19 protein-coding genes are annotated in these 17,015 nt (G+C 37.0%); 16 read left to right on the top strand and 3 right to left on the bottom strand.

Annotated features, from left to right (window positions below):
* Positions 1 to 11: 11 nt before the first annotated feature.
* Positions 12 to 1,286 (top strand): phosphoribosylamine--glycine ligase, encoded by a 1,275-nt coding sequence (gene purD, locus GSB9_02174; protein UKM65603.1) that lies wholly within the window; start codon positions 12 to 14, stop codon positions 1,284 to 1,286.
* Here the strand turns inward: purD and GSB9_02175 are convergent.
* Entirely contained in the window at positions 1,281 to 1,508 is a 228-nt protein-coding gene (locus tag GSB9_02175; protein ID UKM65604.1) for a uracil phosphoribosyltransferase, read from the bottom strand. The genes purD and GSB9_02175 overlap by 6 nt on opposite strands.
* A gap of 121 nt (positions 1,509 to 1,629) precedes the next feature.
* Here GSB9_02175 and GSB9_02176 point away from each other — a divergent pair, with 121 nt between their 5' ends.
* Positions 1,630 to 2,505 carry a DUF6427 family protein gene (locus GSB9_02176; protein UKM65605.2) on the top strand — a complete coding sequence of 292 codons (876 nt, stop codon included), beginning with the start codon at positions 1,630 to 1,632 and terminating at the stop codon, positions 2,503 to 2,505.
* Here the strand turns inward: GSB9_02176 and upp are convergent.
* Positions 2,494 to 3,153 (bottom strand): uracil phosphoribosyltransferase, encoded by a 660-nt coding sequence (gene upp / locus GSB9_02177; GenBank protein ID UKM65606.1) that lies wholly within the window; start codon positions 3,151 to 3,153, stop codon positions 2,494 to 2,496. The two genes, GSB9_02176 and upp, sit on opposite strands and share 12 nt — an antisense overlap.
* A 318-nt stretch (positions 3,154 to 3,471) precedes the next feature.
* On the opposite strand from upp, the gene GSB9_02178 reads away from it, so the two are divergent.
* Both GSB9_02178 and GSB9_02179 read left to right on the top strand, forming a co-directional pair.
* Positions 3,472 to 4,077, top strand: coding sequence for a DUF4254 domain-containing protein (locus GSB9_02178; protein UKM65607.1), 606 nt, complete (start codon positions 3,472 to 3,474; stop codon positions 4,075 to 4,077).
* A 159-nt stretch (positions 4,078 to 4,236) separates the two neighbouring features.
* Entirely contained in the window at positions 4,237 to 5,256 is a 1,020-nt protein-coding gene (locus tag GSB9_02179; GenBank protein ID UKM65608.1) for a glycosyltransferase family 9 protein, read from the top strand.
* Positions 5,257 to 5,343: 87 nt separating this feature from the next.
* Here the strand turns inward: GSB9_02179 and GSB9_02180 are convergent, their stop codons facing one another.
* Complete coding sequence (locus GSB9_02180) at positions 5,344 to 6,408, bottom strand: ferredoxin--NADP reductase (GenBank protein ID UKM65609.1); 1,065 nt, start codon at positions 6,406 to 6,408, stop codon at positions 5,344 to 5,346.
* Positions 6,409 to 6,541: 133 nt separating this feature from the next.
* On the opposite strand from GSB9_02180, the gene GSB9_02181 reads away from it, so the two are divergent.
* From GSB9_02181 to atpA, 12 genes are all read left to right on the top strand, one after another.
* Positions 6,542 to 6,949, top strand: coding sequence for a DUF2059 domain-containing protein (locus tag GSB9_02181; protein UKM65610.1), 408 nt, complete (start codon positions 6,542 to 6,544; stop codon positions 6,947 to 6,949).
* A 7-nt stretch (positions 6,950 to 6,956) separates the two neighbouring features.
* Positions 6,957 to 8,435: a DUF5687 family protein gene (locus tag GSB9_02182; protein ID UKM65611.1), complete on the top strand. Its 1,479-nt coding sequence runs from the start codon at positions 6,957 to 6,959 to the stop codon at positions 8,433 to 8,435.
* Between the two features lie 12 nt (positions 8,436 to 8,447).
* The gene (locus tag GSB9_02183) at positions 8,448 to 9,143 is read left to right on the top strand and encodes an ABC transporter ATP-binding protein (GenBank protein ID UKM65612.1); all 696 of its coding nucleotides are present in this window, start codon (positions 8,448 to 8,450) and stop codon (positions 9,141 to 9,143) included.
* A gap of 120 nt (positions 9,144 to 9,263) precedes the next feature.
* Positions 9,264 to 11,825, top strand: coding sequence for a tetratricopeptide repeat protein (locus GSB9_02184; GenBank protein UKM65613.1), 2,562 nt, complete (start codon positions 9,264 to 9,266; stop codon positions 11,823 to 11,825).
* A 12-nt stretch (positions 11,826 to 11,837) separates the two neighbouring features.
* A complete protein-coding gene (locus GSB9_02185; GenBank protein ID UKM65614.1) occupies positions 11,838 to 12,266 on the top strand; it encodes a polymer-forming cytoskeletal protein in 429 nt (142 codons plus the stop codon).
* The gene (locus GSB9_02186) at positions 12,214 to 12,456 is read left to right on the top strand and encodes an AtpZ/AtpI family protein (protein UKM65615.1); all 243 of its coding nucleotides are present in this window, start codon (positions 12,214 to 12,216) and stop codon (positions 12,454 to 12,456) included. Before GSB9_02185 ends, GSB9_02186 begins: the two co-directional genes overlap by 53 nt.
* On the top strand, positions 12,453 to 12,854 hold the full coding sequence (locus tag GSB9_02187) for a DUF6168 family protein (GenBank protein ID UKM65616.1): 402 nt from the start codon (positions 12,453 to 12,455) through the stop codon (positions 12,852 to 12,854). The genes GSB9_02186 and GSB9_02187 overlap by 4 nt, the downstream gene beginning before the upstream one ends.
* A gap of 98 nt (positions 12,855 to 12,952) precedes the next feature.
* Positions 12,953 to 14,032, top strand: coding sequence for a F0F1 ATP synthase subunit A (atpB, locus tag GSB9_02188; GenBank protein UKM65617.1), 1,080 nt, complete (start codon positions 12,953 to 12,955; stop codon positions 14,030 to 14,032).
* Between the two features lie 32 nt (positions 14,033 to 14,064).
* Positions 14,065 to 14,256 carry an ATP synthase F0 subunit C gene (gene atpE, locus GSB9_02189; GenBank protein ID UKM65618.1) on the top strand — a complete coding sequence of 64 codons (192 nt, stop codon included), beginning with the start codon at positions 14,065 to 14,067 and terminating at the stop codon, positions 14,254 to 14,256.
* A gap of 77 nt (positions 14,257 to 14,333) precedes the next feature.
* Positions 14,334 to 14,834, top strand: coding sequence for a F0F1 ATP synthase subunit B (locus GSB9_02190; protein ID UKM65619.1), 501 nt, complete (start codon positions 14,334 to 14,336; stop codon positions 14,832 to 14,834).
* 7 nt (positions 14,835 to 14,841) lie between these two features.
* Positions 14,842 to 15,372 (top strand): ATP synthase F1 subunit delta, encoded by a 531-nt coding sequence (gene atpH, locus GSB9_02191; protein ID UKM65620.1) that lies wholly within the window; start codon positions 14,842 to 14,844, stop codon positions 15,370 to 15,372.
* 58 nt (positions 15,373 to 15,430) lie between these two features.
* Entirely contained in the window at positions 15,431 to 17,011 is a 1,581-nt protein-coding gene (gene atpA / locus GSB9_02192) for a F0F1 ATP synthase subunit alpha (protein ID UKM65621.1), read from the top strand.
* Positions 17,012 to 17,015: the final 4 nt, after the last annotated feature.

Consider the following 17,015-nt stretch of genomic DNA (forward strand, 5'->3'; position numbering starts at 1 on the left):
AACATCACAAAATGAATATCTTAATACTTGGCTCGGGCGGAAGAGAACACACATTTGCATGGAAAATAGCGCAAAGTCCAAAATGCGAACAACTTTTCGTGGCTCCTGGTAATTCTGGAACGGCTGAAGTGGCAACTAACGTAAATATTGGTGAAACTGATTTTGAGGCTATAAAAGAATTGGTGTTAAATGAAAATATAGAATTGGTGGTTGTTGGTCCAGAGGCGCCATTAGTGGCCGGTGTTCATGATTATTTTTTAAATGATGAAGCCATAAAGCACATTAAGGTCATTGGTCCACAAAAAGTAGCGGCCGAGTTGGAAGGCAGTAAAGAATTCGCCAAAGAATTTATGATGCGCCACAACATTCCAACGGCAGCTTACGAGAGCTTTACCGCCGAAACTGTTGAAAAAGGTTACACATTTTTAGAAACCTTAAAACCACCCTATGTGTTAAAAGCAGACGGATTGGCTGCAGGAAAAGGCGTGGTGATTTTAAATGATTTAGATGAAGCTAAAGCCGAACTGAAAAGTATGTTGGTGGATGCTAAATTTGGTCAAGCCAGTACCAAAGTGGTTATCGAAGAGTTTTTAGATGGTATTGAGTTGAGCTGTTTTGTGCTTACAGATGGTGAAAACTACAAAATTTTACCAACTGCAAAAGATTACAAACGCATTGGTGAAGGCGATACCGGTTTAAATACTGGTGGTATGGGCGCTGTCTCACCCGTGCCTTTTGCAACGGATGAGTTTTTGAATAAAATTGAAGAACGTATCGTAAAACCAACCATAAGTGGATTTAAAAAAGATAACTTACCTTATGTTGGTTTTGTATTCATTGGCTTGATTAAGGTTGAGAATGACGACCCAAAAGTGATTGAGTATAACGTGCGTATGGGCGACCCAGAAACTGAAGTCGTGTTTCCCAGATTAAAAAATGATTTGGTTGAGGTGCTTCAAGCTATGGGGAACGGCACTTTAAACGAGATAGATATTGAAATAGACAATCGCGCTGCTACAACCATTATGTTGGTGTCTGGTGGTTATCCAGAGGCTTATGAAAAAGGAAAGGAAATAACAGGTGTTGAAACTATTAAAGATTCCATTCCGTTTCATGCTGGAGCACAGCTTAAAGATGGTAAAATAGTAACCTCTGGTGGTCGTGTTATGGCGATAACGTCTTACGGCGATACGTACCAGGAGGCCATAAAAAAATCTTACCAAAATATAGAAAAACTACATTTTGATAAGATGAATTATCGTAAAGATATAGGATTCGATTTATAGGAACGAGTGCGAAGAAATGCTTTTGTCTTCCTCGTTGTTATCGTTAAATACCTTTAGCTGTTTCATCCAGTAAACCATGGCTACAAAACCAATAATCATGAAAATCCAAGAAATGGTATTGGCAGCAAACCAGTTTTCCAACTCAAGGGCTTTTAAAGCATCGTAAGGTGCAAACAGTACATTTACAAATAAATCCTGTATCGCGTAAAAGAAGTCTTTCATTTTGTGTTTGTTTATTGTGAACCAACCATTTTTTAGTTAGTATATTTACTACGCAAAAATACAAAAACCAATAATGATAACAAGTTTTTTTAATAAATCTAAACCTGTAAATTTTTTTATTGTGTTTTTTATAACAGTACTGGCTTTTATTGTAGCTAGAGCTGGTGTAGATATTCACATGGTTTCTGGAGGCTATCTATTTAAGCAAGCACAGCTTTTATTTATTGCTTACGTGTCTATTTTACTTTTAAATTTTATAGTAGGTAAAAATAGTTTAACCAAAAAAAACAATTACGAAATACTACTGTTCAGTTTGTTTTTCCTCACTATAGTTGAAACCACAAAAAGTGCCGAAGTGCTGTTGTCCAATTTTTTTGTGCTTTTAGCTTTAAGAAGAATATTGAGCGTGCGCTCGCAACGTGAATTGAACAAAAAGTATTTTGATGCGGCATTCTGGGTTGCTATTGCTAGTCTGTTCTACATTTGGGCCATTCTATTTTTTGTGCTCATTTTTGTTTCCCTCATTTTATATACCGATAACAGTATTAGGCACTGGGTTATTCCATTTTTAGGAGTAGCCACTGTTTTTGTGATTTCGGTTTCTGCCTCCATAGTATTCCTCAACAGTTATTTTGAGGTGTTTGATTTATCGTTTAAAATAAGTTATGATTTTTCAAATTATAACTCAACCAGGTTTTTAGTAGGCATTACAATGCTCATTTCTTTTGGCTTATGGTCCTTGATTTTTTATATACAAAACATCAAAACAAAAAAGAAAGTCAACAAAGCTTCCTTAAAAACCGTGGTTGCCGCTTTACTTATTGGTTTTGCAATTGTGGTTTTAGCTCCAGACAAAAACGGAAGTGAATTTCTGTTTGTGTTTGCCCCTTTGGCTATTGTGATTTCAAATTACATTGAAATTTTACAGGACAAATGGTTTAAAGAAATTTTTGTGGCCGTACTTTTTATTGTCCCTTTTGCGCTTTTAATGTTGTAGTTTTTCTCCAAAAGCCAAATCGCCCGCATCACCAAGCCCGGGAACAATATAACCTTTATCGTTAAGTGTTTCGTCAACGGTGGCAATCCACAGATTTGTATTTTCGTCGAAATGTTTGGTAACGAAATCTACACCTGGTTGGGCACCAATTATGCTAATCAAGTGGATGTTTTTTGGGGTTCCAAATGGTTTTAGGGCTTCAAAAGTGGCCAGAATAGATTGGCCTGTGGCCAACATCGGATCGGCCAGCACCAAAGTTTTTCCTTCCAAATCGGGGCAAGCCAAATATTCTACGATTATTTCAAAACTTTTGGTGTTCTCCTTGTGGTGTCTGTAGGCCGAAATAAAAGCATTGTCGGCCATATCAAAATAATTCAATAGCCCGTTGTGTAACGGCACACCTGCTCTTAAAATGGAGCACAAAACGATGTCGTCTTTTGGTACATTGATATTTGAAGATCCAAGAGGCGTTTCAATCATTTTTGAGGTATAGTTTAGGCTTTTGCTCATCTCGTAACCTAAAATTTCACCAATGCGTTCAATGTTCCTCCTAAAGCGCATACGGTCGTTTTGAATGGTTATGTTTCTAATTTCAGCAATAAATGTGTTCAATACTGAATTTTGAAGCGATAAATTATGAATGTTCATTTGCTTGAAAATATTTTATGCTCGTTGTACACTGTGAAAAAAAACGTCAATTCGAGTGGATTTTTCGATTGAAATGAGAAAAATTTGTATCGATAATTAAGGTTTTGGAAACCAAAAAGTTCTCGATACAATTTTTCGTACCTCAAAATCACTCGAACTGACGGTTGGACTAAGCTTTATATTCAAAATGAATAACGATAAAGTTAATAAAACCCAATCACAAATTCCCCAGAATAGTTAAAACAATCCCAATGCAAAGCAATTTCAAAATAATCTTGTATAAATTACGTAGTTTTGTGCTTTTAAAAAACCAATAACATGTTTACAGATAAGGCTAATAAAATATTCCAAGACGTCATCAAAAAATACCACATTGTGAATACCGTGGACCAACCGTTTGAAAATGCGTATCCAGAAAGCGATTTAATTGAGCATTTGTTGTATAGAAAATGTTGGATTGATACAGTGCAATGGCACTACGAAGATATCATTCGTGATCCGAAAATCGACCCCGTTGCGGCTTTAAAACTAAAGCGACAAATAGATGCTTCTAACCAAGACCGAACCGATATGGTAGAGTATATTGATAGCTATTTTTTGGATAAGTACAAAGATGTTAATCCAAAGGCCGATGCTACGATCAACACCGAAAGTCCGGCGTGGGGCATAGACCGTTTGTCTATTTTAGCCTTAAAAATTTACCATATGAACGAAGAGGCGACACGCGAGGACGCATCAAACGAACACCGTGCTGCTTGCCAAAAGAAATTAGATGTTTTGTTGGAGCAACGTGTAGATCTTTCAACCGCTATCGATACACTTTTAAACGATATTGAAAATGGTGACAAGTACATGAAAGTTTACAAACAAATGAAAATGTACAACGACGACGAATTGAATCCTGTGCTTCGTTCACAGAAATAAGAGTGTCTAAAAAGTAACAAATAAACGTCATTGCGAGAAATTTTATTTCAAAGCAATCTGATAATAAAAAACGTGGTTTTTAAAGATTCTTTCTCCCGATAGCTATCGGGAGAAAGAATGACGACTTTTTATATAGTCTATTAATTTTCTAAACCAAAAATGCCTAAACCGTCTAAAAATATCCTAGTCATTCGTTTTTCTGCTATGGGAGATGTGGCCATGACAGTACCGGTTTTAAGGGCTTTAACACAACAATATCCCGAGTTAAACATTACCGTTTTAACTCGGGCTTTTTTTGCGCCTTTTTTTAGGGATATTAATGGCGTTACAGTGTTTTCAGCCGATTTAAAAGGGCAACATAAAGGTGTTTTTGGACTCTATAAATTGGCACACGAGCTTAATAAAAAGAGATTTTACGTTATCGCCGATTTGCACAATGTGCTACGAACCAAAATTTTAAAAAATTTTTTAATCAGTAAACGCTTTATTTCAATTGACAAGGGTCGAAAAGATAAAAAAAGATTAATCTCAGGAAAGTGTTTTGAACCTTTAAAAACAACTCATCAACGCTACACCGAAGTGTTTGAGGCTTTGGGTTACCCTATAAATTTAACTAATCCTACTTTTCCTGAAAAGGCTGCATTTAGTAAAAAAATCAAAAGCATTATTGGCGAAACCTCTAAAAAACGAATTGGCATAGCGCCTTTTGCCGCACACGAAGGTAAAATGTACCCTTTGGAATTGACAACGCAGGTAATAGAGAAATTAAGTAAGGACTTTAAAATTGTTCTTTTTGGTGGTGGACACAAAGAAATTCCCGTTTTAAACCGATTAGAAAGCACTTTTGAAAATACGGTAAGTGTTGCCGGAAAACTGAGCCTTGATGAAGAGTTGGATTTAATTTCGAATTTAAACGTTATGCTGTCCATGGATTCTGGAAATGCACATATGGCTGCCATGTTGGGTGTAAAAACCATAACCATTTGGGGGGTTACGCATCCGTATGCTGGTTTTGCACCGTTTAACCAGCCTGAAGATTATGCGCTATTGGCCGATAGAACCGAATTTCCTAAAATACCCACTTCTGTTTATGGCAACAAGTATCCTGAAAACTACAAAGAAGCAGCAGGAAGTATTTCTCCTGAAATAGTAGTTGAAAAAATCAAGTCTATTGCTTAAGTGGTTGTCATTCTTGCTAATGCCAAGTCCACTTAGCATATAAAGGTTTGAAGAATGGGATTCCTGCCTACGCAGGAATGACAAAAATCACACATCATCATAATCAACCGAAATGGTAGGCGTTGTAGGTTGAGCCTGGCAGGTTAAAATTAAACCTTCGGCAACCTCGCTTTCGGTTAAAATATTATTTTGACGCATAGTGGCCGCTCCTTCTGTAACGCGAGCCAAACAACTACTGCAAATACCACCTTGGCAAGAGTAGGGGGCATCTAAATCTTCGTCAATAGCGGCTTCTAAAATGGTTTGTTTTTGGGCCATTTCAAAGGTGGTGGTTTCGTCATCAACGGTAATGGTGATTTTGGTTTTTCCAGTGGTAACTGTACTAGCATCATCTTTAACATCGGCCGGTTTTGCTGCTTTAAACAATTCAAAATGAATTCTGTTGGGGTCAACATCATGTCCCGTCAACACATCCTTAACGGTGTGAATCATGGCTTCAGGACCGCACAGATAGTAAGCATCAACATCAATGTGTTTGTGCTTATTTTTCATCACGTAGTTAACGGTACTTTTTTCAATTCTGCCGAATATAGAATCGTCGTCCTCATCGCGTTGACTAAACACAAACTGAATGGAAAAACGTTCGCTGTATTGATGCTGAAGTTCCAACAGTTCGCTCAAAAACATGGTTTCTTCGGTGGTTTTATTGCCGTAAACCAAGATAATCTTGCTGTGTACCTCTTCTTCTAAGGCGCATTTTATAATGCTTAAAATAGGCGTAATGCCACTGCCCGCAGCAAACAAAGCTATATTTTTTGTTTTAGAATCGTTTGGTGTAAAAACAAAACGTCCTTTGGGTGAGGCTACATCAAGCGTATCACCAACTTTTAAGGAGTTGTTAGCGTACCATGAAAACGTGCCATCTTTCACTTCTTTTACGGCTACTTTTAGCTCGCCACTTTTTGGCGAAGCACACAATGAGTAATCGCGGCGCACTTCGTTGCCTTCAATTTCGGTTTTTAACGTGATATATTGCCCCGCCTGAAAAGAAAACGTGTCTTTTAAATTGTCGGGGACATTGAATGAAATACTTATAGATTTATCAGTTTCTCTGTTTATATTTTTAATTGAAAGTTTGTGAAATGATGACATGTGTAAAAATAATTTTTAGCAAAAATAGTGAAGTTGAGGTGTAAATTTTAACTTTGATTGTAACAAATGGTTTAAAAACTTCACCAATACATTGAATTTAAACAAATAACTTGAAATTAGAAAACCTAAAAGCATGAAAAAATTATTGTTAGCATGTTGTTTTTCTGTTGCATTTGTGTACTGCTCACAAGCCCAAGATAGTTCAGATTACAAAAAAGAAACCATTGCGTTTTTAAAACTAACAGGAGCTGGCGATGCTTTTACAAATGCTATAGATCAAATAGGAACCATGGTTCCTGCCGATAATAAAGAAGCATATGTCGCTGAAGCAAAAGGCACATTGCAGGGGCTTTATGCAAAAATCGCCGACCTTTATATGGCCGAGTTTGCCAGAAAGGAAATAAAAGAGCTTACGGCTTTTTATAAGACGGACTTGGGTAAAAAATTAGCCCAAAAGCAACTTGGATTAACCCAAAAAGCCATGGCATTTGGTCAAAATTGGGGGTTGGAAGTGCAAAGTATTGCTCAAAAACATCAATAATTAATTTATGATTGGGCGTTTTATAAGTTTAGAGTGGAAATCGTTTTACCGGTCGGCAAGTTTTGGCAAGGGCGTTGCCATAAAAATACTTTTAGGCTTTTTAGGGCTTTATTTTTTGTTGGTGTTTTTAGGTGTTGGTATTGCGCTATACCCTGCCTTAGAAAAGATGTTTCCGGAACAAAACCCTCTAGTTATTGTAAACAATGTGCTTTTCTATTGGTTTTTATTCGATTTAATTTTTCGTTTTTTCTTTCAGAAACTACCGATAATGAACGTAAAGTCTATGCTTACACTACCCATAAAGCGCAACCAAATGGTAAACTATGTTTTGGGCAAATCGGTTATGTCGTTTTTTAATGTCCTGCCACTTTTTGCCATCATACCATTTGGTGTTATTTTAGTAATTAACGGTTACCCTTTAAACGCTGTGTTTTCATGGATGGTAACCCTGATGTTGACGGTTTTAATATTGAATTTTGTAAACTTTTTAATTGAAAGCCTTTCGGTGGAAACAGAACTGTCTATTTTGCCCATCATCCTGTTAACCGGAGGTTTGTTTGTGCTCAACCACTTTCATATTTTAAACTTAAGTAGTTGGTTTGGTAGCGCTTTTCTTTTGGTTTACGAAAAGCCCGTTTACTGTCTTGTTCCGTTGCTTATATTGGTGATTTCATATATGCTTAATTTTAAACTGCTAAAACAAAAAATGTTTTTGGATAGTGGGATGAAAACGGTTGTTAAGGAAGTGAACGCTTCAAATTTAGAATGGACAAAAAGTTTTGGCGATATAGCCCCATTTTTACAGCTCGATTTAAAACTGATTTGGCGCAACAAACGCACAAAATCTTCAGTTTGGATTCTTGCTATCGGCTTGCTATACGGTCTGTTTTTCTATCCGCAGGAACAATATCAAAATTTGCCGTGGTTTTTTGTTTTTATTGGTGTCTTTTCAACAGGTATATTCTTAATTAATTTTGGGCAATTTATCCCAGCGTGGGATAGCGGCTATTACAAACTTTTAATGAGTCAAAACATTAAATACGAGGAATATTTAAAATCTAAATTCACCTTAATGGCGACGAGTGTTTTGATTTTGTTTGTACTGGGTATTCCGTATTTGTTTTTTGGTTGGAAAATCCTTTTGGCACATTTTGTAGCCGCCATTTATAACGTTGGGGTCAACACACATGTCATTTTGTACGGCGGTTCATTTAATAGAAAGAAAATCGATTTGAGTCAAAAAGCAGCCTTTAACTACCAGGGAACAGGTGCTGTTCAGTGGCTTATTGGTATTCCGCTGTTGCTAATTCCAATGGGGATTTTTGCCTTAGTTTATTTTTTTGTGAATTTTGAAATAGCCTGTTTAGTTTTATCCGTTTTAGGTATTATTGGTATTGTGTTCCACCAAAAATTGATGCAAAAAATAACCGCTAAATACTGCAAGTCTAAATATAAAATGATTGATGCCTTTGATCAAAACACTTAAATCCAACAACTTATGATAGTTACCAATAATCTCACCAAAAAATATGGTAGTAAGGACGTTTTGAACATCCCTTTTTTAGAAATCCCAAAAGGACAAAGTTTTGGTTTGGTGGGTAACAACGGTGCAGGTAAAACCACCTATTTTAGTCTGTTGTTAGATTTGATTCAGCCAACAACAGGACATATTCAAAACAACCAAATTCAAGTTAACGAAAGCGAAGAATGGAAACCGTTCACCTCAGCATTTATAGACGAAAGTTTTTTAATAGGTTACCTAACTGCCGAGGAGTATTTTTATTTCATTGGGGCGTTGCGCGGGCAGAATAAAGCCGATGTTGATAATTTTGTGGCTCAGTTTGAAGACTTTTTTCATGGTGAAATTTTGGGTCGAAAAAAATATTTACGAGATTTGAGTAAGGGCAACCAAAAAAAGACAGGTATTGTTGGTGCATTGATTGGAAATCCAGAGCTGGTGGTTTTAGATGAACCTTTTGCAAACCTAGATCCTACAACCCAAATTCGATTAAAATCCATTATTAAAGATTTGGCCGAAAAACGTGGTGTTACTGTTTTGGTGTCCAGCCACGATTTGTTGCATGTTACTGATGTTTGCGAGCGCATTGTAGTTTTAGAAAAAGGCGAAATTGTAAAAGATTTGGCCACCAACCAAGCCACGCTCAAAGAACTCGAGCAACATTTTAGCAATTAACCGTTTTATTTAAAAGTCGTTGCATTTTTTAGCTAAATTCAAAAAGATGCTTATTTTTACCACGCTATATATAATAATAACGCGAGTTTACAGTTATTATTTAGACTAAAAATACCAGCATTGAAAACATCCTATAAATCCATATTTGTCGTTCTGCTTTTTACAACTTTGGCATTAAGTTGCTCTAGAAAAAAGGACAAATTTATAAGTCGTAATTACCATGCCGTAACGGCTGAGTTTAACGCGCTTTTTAATGGCTACAATTCCTTGGAAGAAGGTAGGCAATCGCTAAACGAAGCATATTTCGATAACTATTGGGAGGTTTTGCCCATCGAGCGGATGCAGGTTTCAGATGAGTTCGTGTTGCCGGGGCAATCAAAAAACGAAAATTTTACCCGTGCAGAAGAGAAAGCTGCAAAAGCGATTCAAAAGCACAGTATGAATATTGACGGTAAGGAAAAAAATCCGCAGATGGATGAAGCCTATTTGCTGTTGGGAAAAGCGCGTTATTTCGATCAGCGCTTTGTACCAGCTTTAGAAGCTTTCAACTATATTCTTTATAAATACCCAGCAAGCGATAAAATAAACCAAGCCAAGGTATGGCGCGAAAAGGCCAATATCAGATTAGATAACAATAAGTTGGCCATTGAAAACCTAAAGCGTTTGCTAAAACAAGAAGAGTTGGAGGGGCAAGATTTGGCTGATGCTTCGTCAATTTTAGCACAAGCATACCTTAACGTTAAGGTAATCGATACCGCCATAACACTTTTAGAAACTGCTTCGCAAGCCACAAAAAGAAATGAAGAGCGTGGACGCTACCGTTTCATTCAAGGTCAGCTTTATAACGAATTAGGGCATAAAGATAGTGCTAATATCGCTTTCGATAGGGTTATTGATCTCAACAGAAAGATTCCAAGAATCTACATGATTAGTGCCTATTTGGAAAAGGTTAAGAATTTTGATTTTGAAAATGGAAATAAACTAGAGCTTACCGAGCTCCTTACTGAACTTGAGGAAAACAGAGAGAACCGCCCATTTTTAGACCGTATTTACTATCAAATTGCCGAATACCACCTTAAAAATGGTTCAGATTCTCTAGCGGTTGATTATTACAACAAATCGTTACGTACCGACTCGCAAGACAATATCTTGGTCGCTAAGAACTACGAAACCCTTGGAGACATGAATTTTGATGCTTCTATTTATGCCAAAGCCGGAAAATATTACGACAGCACCATGGGAAGTTTGGTTGAAAATTCTAAACCTTACCGCATCATAAGGCGTAAGCGCGATAATTTGGAAGATGTAATCCATTATGAAACCGTTGCTAAAGTGGACGATAGCATATTGAAGTTGGTGAACATGTCCGAAGCCGAAAGGTTGTCATATTTCGAAGGCGTTGTAGAAGATTTGAAGGCAAAAGCTGAAGAAGAAAAAAAGGCCCAGGAAGCTGCCGAGCATAATAGCGGTTTAGTTACGACTAACAATCAATTTGGAGGCCCTCGCATAGGTCCCCCCGGTAACAAGCAGCAGGCAAATACATTCTATTTTTACAACTCTACAACTGTGGCATATGGTAAGAACGAATTTGTTAAAGTTTGGGGTGACCGAAAACTGGAGGATAATTGGAGGTGGTCGAGCAAAGCCATTTCTAGTTCAGGGAATGCAAGCGCTTTAAGTGGTGATGTGCTGGCATCAGCTTCAGAAGATGAGCGTTTCGATCCGCAGTTTTATATGTCAAAAATCCCTTCGGAAGAAAAAGAAATTGATAGTATTTCTCGAGAGCGCAATTATGCCTATTATCAATTGGGATTGATTTATAAAGAAAAGTTCAAGGAGTACGAATTAGCAAAAACCAAACTTCAAGATTTGTTAAATAGTAATCCGGAAGAGCGTTTGGTATTGCCTTCAAAATATAACTTATTTAAGCTTTATGAAGCTTTGGGCGAGAGTGATGAAGCCGCAATAGCGAAGCAAAATATAATATCAGAATATCCTAAGTCGAGATACGCATTGATTTTAACTAACCCAGAGTTGGTGTCTGAAAAAGATGAAAACAGTCCGCGCAGTTTATACGAAGCGCTTTACGAGCAACATTTAAGCCAAGAATATGCCGAGGTAATTTCAAAAAGTGAAGATTACATAAATAAGTTTGATGGCGAGCCTATTGTGCCAAAATTTGTACTTTTAAAGGCAACTGCTACAGGACGTTTACACGGTTACGAGGCTTATAAAAAGGCGATAAATAATTTGGCTGTTACCTATGCCAATACGCCCGAGGGGAAAGAGGCCCAAGAAATAGAGTCTAAAATTTTACCTAACTTAGCCAGTACCGATTTTGTAACAAACGATAGTATTTCAGGAAATTACAAAGTGATTTTTAAGTTTGAAAATGTTGAAAACGAGCAAGTTTCTGCGTTTAAGAAAACATTAGATGAGGTGCTCGAAAACATTAGATATTATAAGTTAAAATCGTCGATTGATGTCTATGACCCAAACACAAAACTTGTGCTTGTTCATGGGCTAAAAACAGAGCAGGTAGCTATAACTTTTGATCAGCTATTGACTAAAGACGACCGAAAGAAAATAAAAGCCCCATATTTTGTGGTATCTTCCGCAAACTATCAAATTATCCAAATCCATAAAAATTTAGATGCATATTTAAACATCTTTAATAATTAAACTTAACACATTATGTTCTCGGAAAGTAAAAAAGGTAAACCAATGGCAGAAAGTGGCTCAGGTCAGAACGCAATTGCACAAGGCACAAAAATTGTAGGCGATATTACCAGTGAAGGTGATTTAAGAATTGATGGTACTATTGAAGGAAACATAAAAACTTCGGGTAAAGTAGCCGTAGGTAAAGCGGGTTTTATAAAGGGTACCTTAAATGGAACCGATGCCCATTTTGAGGGTAAGTTTTCTGGAAAACTCACCTTGTCTGGCACACTCAATTTAAAGTCGTCTGCACACATTGAGGGCGAAGTGGTTGCCGGAAAACTATCAGTTGAACCAGGGGCAACGTTTAATGTTACATGTGCCATGAAAGGCGCCGTAAAAGAAATGAACAATGGCGGACAACCAACAACAAAAAGACAACAAGGAGCAGAAAAACCAGCTTAAGCAAATAGCGGCGCTTACCGGTATTGCCATACAAATGGGCATAACCATATATCTTTTTGTATTGCTTGGTAAATGGTTAGATTCTAAAGTTAACGAATCTTCAAAAACATTTTTAATTATTTTCACGCTTTTAGGAGTAGGTATTTCGCTGTATGCCGTACTCAGACAAATAAAGAAGTTAAATCCTTGAATTTTAAATCCCTTATTTTAAACTGCAGTATTGTAGGCGCTGCAGCCATAGTAGCTTTTGTTTTTCATTGGGCAGTTGTTAGGGTTTTTAACCTCCAGCTTACTACAGGGCAACTGCTTTACTCATACACCGTAAATATTTTAATGGCAAATGGGGTGATTGTGCTTCTTTTTCTTCTGAAAAAAAAATTAAAAGACCAATTGGGCTTTATTTTCATGGCATCAAGTTTGGTCAAGTTTGCTATCTTTTTTATGCTCTTTTATCCGAAATACAATGCCGATGGCGACCTAACAAGATTAGAGTTTCTCACATTCTTCGTGCCTTATGTGGTGTGCCTAATTGTAGAGTGCGTTATATTGTCAAGATTCCTAAACAGTTTGGATGATTTAAACAGTTAAAATACAAGCTTGTAAATATTATTAAATTTTGTTTTTGGCTTTTGAGATAAAAGCATACCTTTGCAGCGATTTTTTAGCCACTATTTATAATAAGTGATATGCAAAATATTTTTTCTAAAAAAACAATTTGTCTGCTTTTTCTTTTTGTGTCATCTTTTTCTTTTGCCCAGGAATATACTGAGGAGCATGTAGATAAAAGCGTAAAAACCGAAATAAAAGAATACATAGACCATCACTTACTAGACTCGTACGATTTTAGTCTAACCTCTTATACAACCGAGGATGGTGAGCATAAATACATAGGGTTTCCGTTACCAGTTATTTTATGGGATAATGGGTTAAAAGTATTTTCTTCTTCAAAGTTACATCACGGTGAATCTGTAGCAGAGGTAGATGGTAACTATTACAAGTCTTACCACGGAAAAATTTATAAAACGGATGCTTCCGGAACTATAAATTACGATGAAGACCATCACCCTACCAATAAAAAACCATTAGACTTCTCGATTACAAAAAACGTATTTACCATCTTTTTGGTCGGTTTGTTAATGTTGGTGATGTTCAGTAGAATGGCTAAAAAGTACAAGAAAGGTAGCATGCCAAAAGGGATGGGCAGATTTTTAGAGCCTATCGTATTATATGTAAGAGACGATATTGCACGACCTAATATTGGAGAAAAACACTATAAGCGTTACATGCCTTATTTGTTAACGGTGTTTTTCTTTGTTTGGATTATTAACCTGCTTGGGCTTACACCGCTTGGTGTTAATGTGACCAATAATATTGCTGTTACGTTTGCCTTAGCTTTAATAACCTATTTGTTGACAACCTTTACGGCCAACAAAAACTACTGGGGGCATATTTTTTGGATGCCAAATGTGCCTGTTCCAATGAAAATTATCTTAGCGCCAATTGAGTTGCTAGGAACTTTTATTAAACCATTCTCGCTTATGATTCGTTTGTATGCCAACATCACAGCAGGGCACATCGTACTTATGAGTATTATTGGTTTGATGTTTATATTTAAAAACTGGTTGGGTAGCTCACTATCATTCGGTTTGGCATTTGCTTTATCGTTGTTAGAGCTATTAGTGGCCGCTTTACAGGCGTATATCTTTACAATGCTGTCGGCATTGTATTTCGGAATGGCCGTTGAAGAGCACCACGACGACCACTAAAAAATGAATGTTTAATTTTTAATATATATATTATGACAGGTTTAAATTTCGTAGGAGCTGGTTTGATCGTTATCGGTGCTGGTTTAGGTATCGGTAGAATTGGTGGTCAAGCAATGGACGCTATTGCTCGTCAACCAGAAGCTTCTGGAAAAATCCAAACAGCTATGCTTATTGCAGCTGCACTTATTGAAGGTATTGGATTTGCTGCTTTATTCGCGGCATAAAAAGACTAAAACAGCTTTAACGGTTGGTTAAAGCTGTTTTTTTAAAATTAATATTTATTAAAAAACTATAGATATACATGGAAAAGTTAATCAATGAGTTCTCAATAGGGTTGTTTTTTTGGCAATTGGTTTTGTTTGTTGCCTTAGTATTGCTTTTAAGAAAGTTTGCTTGGAAACCTATTCTAGACGCTGTAGAAAAAAGAGAAAGCGGAATAGAAGATGCATTGAAATCTGCTGAAAACGCAAAACTCGAAATGCAAAACCTTCAGGCCGACAACGAAAGATTATTAAAAGAAGCTAGGGCAGAGCGCGAAGCGATGTTAAAAGAGGCACGCGACCTTAAGAATAAAATGATTGAAGACGCCAAAGGCGAAGCACAACAGCAAGCCAATAAATTAATCGAGCAAGCTCAAGTTGCTATTGATAGCGAAAAGAAAGCTGCCATGGCAGAACTTAAAAATCAAGTGTCTGGCTTAGCATTGGAAATTGCCGAAAAAGTAGTGCGCAAAGAGCTATCAAACAAAAACGAACAGTTGGAGTTGGTAGAAACCATGTTAACCGAAAAATCTTTAAACTAATCGAATAATGGCGAGAGCAGCAGTACGTTACGCAAAAGCATTGTTAAGCTTATCATTAGACCAAAAAACAGCTGAAACTGTTAATGGTGATATGGCGCTTATTGCCAACACTATTTCAGAAAGCCAAGATTTAAGCAACATGCTGCAAAGTCCGGTAACCCCTGCTTCAGAAAAAAAAGCAGTGTTACTTGAGGTGTTTAAAAAAACCGACAAAAGCACCCACAATTTAATTGATGTTCTGGTAGAGAATAACAGAATCGATATTTTGGGTGATGTAGCTTTAAAATTTAATCAGTTATTCGATGAGGCTAAAGGCATTCAAGTGGCTAAGGTAACTTCAGCGGTTGCTCTAACACCAAATCTTGAAAAAAAGGTGTTGGCCAAAGCCAAAGCGCTTACAGGTAGAGATGTTGAAATAGAAAACATAATTGACGAAAGCATTTTAGGTGGTTTCATATTACGAGTTGGTGATGTACAATATAACGCAAGTGTATCGAACCAACTAAACAAGTTAAAAAGAGAATTTACATTAAATTAAAAATGAGTTAGAAAAGATGTCTAACATCTAACGTCTAACGTCTAATATCTAAATAAAGATGGCAGAAGTAAAACCGGCTGAAATATCAGCAATCTTAAAAAAACAACTTTCAGGTTTTGAAGCTAGTGCTTCATTGGATGAAGTAGGAACTGTATTAACTGTAGGTGATGGTATTGTTCGTGCTTACGGATTGTCTAACGCGCAATACGGCGAATTAGTAGAATTTGATGGAGGCCTAGAGGGAATCGTACTTAACCTAGAGGAAGATAATGTAGGTATTGTATTATTAGGTGCATCAGTGGGTGTTAGTGAAGGTTCTACAGTTAAGCGCACAGGACGAATTGCATCTATTAATGTTGGTGAAGGTATTGTAGGCCGTGTGGTTGACACGTTAGGTAATCCGATTGATGGGAAAGGTGCTATTTCTGGCGATACTTACGAAATGCCACTAGAGCGTAAAGCACCTGGTGTTATTTTCCGTGAGCCGGTAACCGAGCCTCTTCAAACAGGTATTAAGTCTATCGATGCTATGATTCCAGTAGGTCGTGGACAACGTGAGTTGGTTATTGGTGACCGTCAAACTGGAAAAACAGCCGTTTGTATCGATACCATCTTAAATCAAAAAGAATTTTACGATGCAGGTGAGCCTGTATATTGTATATATGTTGCTGTGGGCCAAAAAGCATCAACAGTGGCTTTAATTGCTAAAACATTAGAAGAAAAAGGAGCTTTAGCTTATACTACTATTGTTGCTGCAAATGCATCAGACCCTGCTCCAATGCAGGTTTACGCTCCAATGGCAGGTGCTGCAATTGGTGAGTATTTTAGAGATACGGGTCGCCCAGCTTTAATTATTTATGATGATTTGTCAAAGCAAGCGGTAGCCTACCGTGAGGTATCGTTATTATTACGTCGTCCACCAGGACGTGAGGCCTACCCAGGAGACGTTTTCTACTTACACTCACGTTTATTGGAGCGTTCTGCGAAAGTGATTAACGATGACGCTCTTGCCAAAGAAATGAACGACTTGCCAGAAAACCTAAAGCCAATGGTTAAAGGTGGTGGATCATTAACAGCATTGCCAATTATTGAGACACAAGCGGGAGATGTATCGGCATATATCCCAACAAACGTAATTTCGATTACCGATGGACAGATATTCTTAGATGGTGATTTATTCAACTCTGGTGTACGTCCAGCAATTAACGTTGGTATTTCGGTATCGCGTGTTGGTGGTAACGCTCAGATAAAATCAATGAAAAAGGTATCTGGTACTTTAAAATTAGACCAAGCACAGTTTCGTGAACTTGAGGCCTTTGCTAAATTTGGTTCAGATCTAGATGCTTCTACCTTAAACGTTATTGAAAAAGGTAAACGTAACGTAGAGATTTTAAAACAAGCCCAAAATGATCCTTATACAGTTGAAGATCAAATTGCAATTATTTACGCTGGATCTAAAAACTTGTTGAGAGATGTTCCTGTTGAAAAAGTAAAAGAATTTGAAAGAGATTATATCGAGTTCTTGAACGCTAAGCATAGAGATGTTTTAGATACTTTAAAATCAGGAAAATTAACAGATGAAGTTACAGATACATTAACAGCTGTAGCAAAAGATTTATCAGGAAAATATAGAGCTTAAATAG

This window comes from Flavobacteriaceae bacterium GSB9, assembly GCA_022749295.1.
Taxonomy (GTDB): Bacteria; Bacteroidota; Bacteroidia; order Flavobacteriales; family Flavobacteriaceae; genus Flavisericum.

Coding starts and splice junctions, on each gene's coding strand:
- purD (UKM65603.1), top strand. CDS start 12: ATGAATATCTTAATACTTGGCTCGGGCGGAAGAGAACACACATTTGCA.
- GSB9_02175 (UKM65604.1), bottom strand. CDS start 1,508: ATGAAAGACTTCTTTTACGCGATACAGGATTTATTTGTAAATGTACTG.
- upp (UKM65606.1), bottom strand. CDS start 3,153: ATGAACATTCATAATTTATCGCTTCAAAATTCAGTATTGAACACATTT.
- GSB9_02178 (UKM65607.1), top strand. CDS start 3,472: ATGTTTACAGATAAGGCTAATAAAATATTCCAAGACGTCATCAAAAAA.
- GSB9_02179 (UKM65608.1), top strand. CDS start 4,237: ATGCCTAAACCGTCTAAAAATATCCTAGTCATTCGTTTTTCTGCTATG.
- GSB9_02180 (UKM65609.1), bottom strand. CDS start 6,408: ATGTCATCATTTCACAAACTTTCAATTAAAAATATAAACAGAGAAACT.
- GSB9_02181 (UKM65610.1), top strand. CDS start 6,542: ATGAAAAAATTATTGTTAGCATGTTGTTTTTCTGTTGCATTTGTGTAC.
- GSB9_02182 (UKM65611.1), top strand. CDS start 6,957: ATGATTGGGCGTTTTATAAGTTTAGAGTGGAAATCGTTTTACCGGTCG.
- GSB9_02183 (UKM65612.1), top strand. CDS start 8,448: ATGATAGTTACCAATAATCTCACCAAAAAATATGGTAGTAAGGACGTT.
- GSB9_02185 (UKM65614.1), top strand. CDS start 11,838: ATGTTCTCGGAAAGTAAAAAAGGTAAACCAATGGCAGAAAGTGGCTCA.
- GSB9_02186 (UKM65615.1), top strand. CDS start 12,214: ATGGCGGACAACCAACAACAAAAAGACAACAAGGAGCAGAAAAACCAG.
- atpB (UKM65617.1), top strand. CDS start 12,953: ATGCAAAATATTTTTTCTAAAAAAACAATTTGTCTGCTTTTTCTTTTT.
- atpE (UKM65618.1), top strand. CDS start 14,065: ATGACAGGTTTAAATTTCGTAGGAGCTGGTTTGATCGTTATCGGTGCT.
- GSB9_02190 (UKM65619.1), top strand. CDS start 14,334: ATGGAAAAGTTAATCAATGAGTTCTCAATAGGGTTGTTTTTTTGGCAA.
- atpH (UKM65620.1), top strand. CDS start 14,842: ATGGCGAGAGCAGCAGTACGTTACGCAAAAGCATTGTTAAGCTTATCA.
- atpA (UKM65621.1), top strand. CDS start 15,431: ATGGCAGAAGTAAAACCGGCTGAAATATCAGCAATCTTAAAAAAACAA.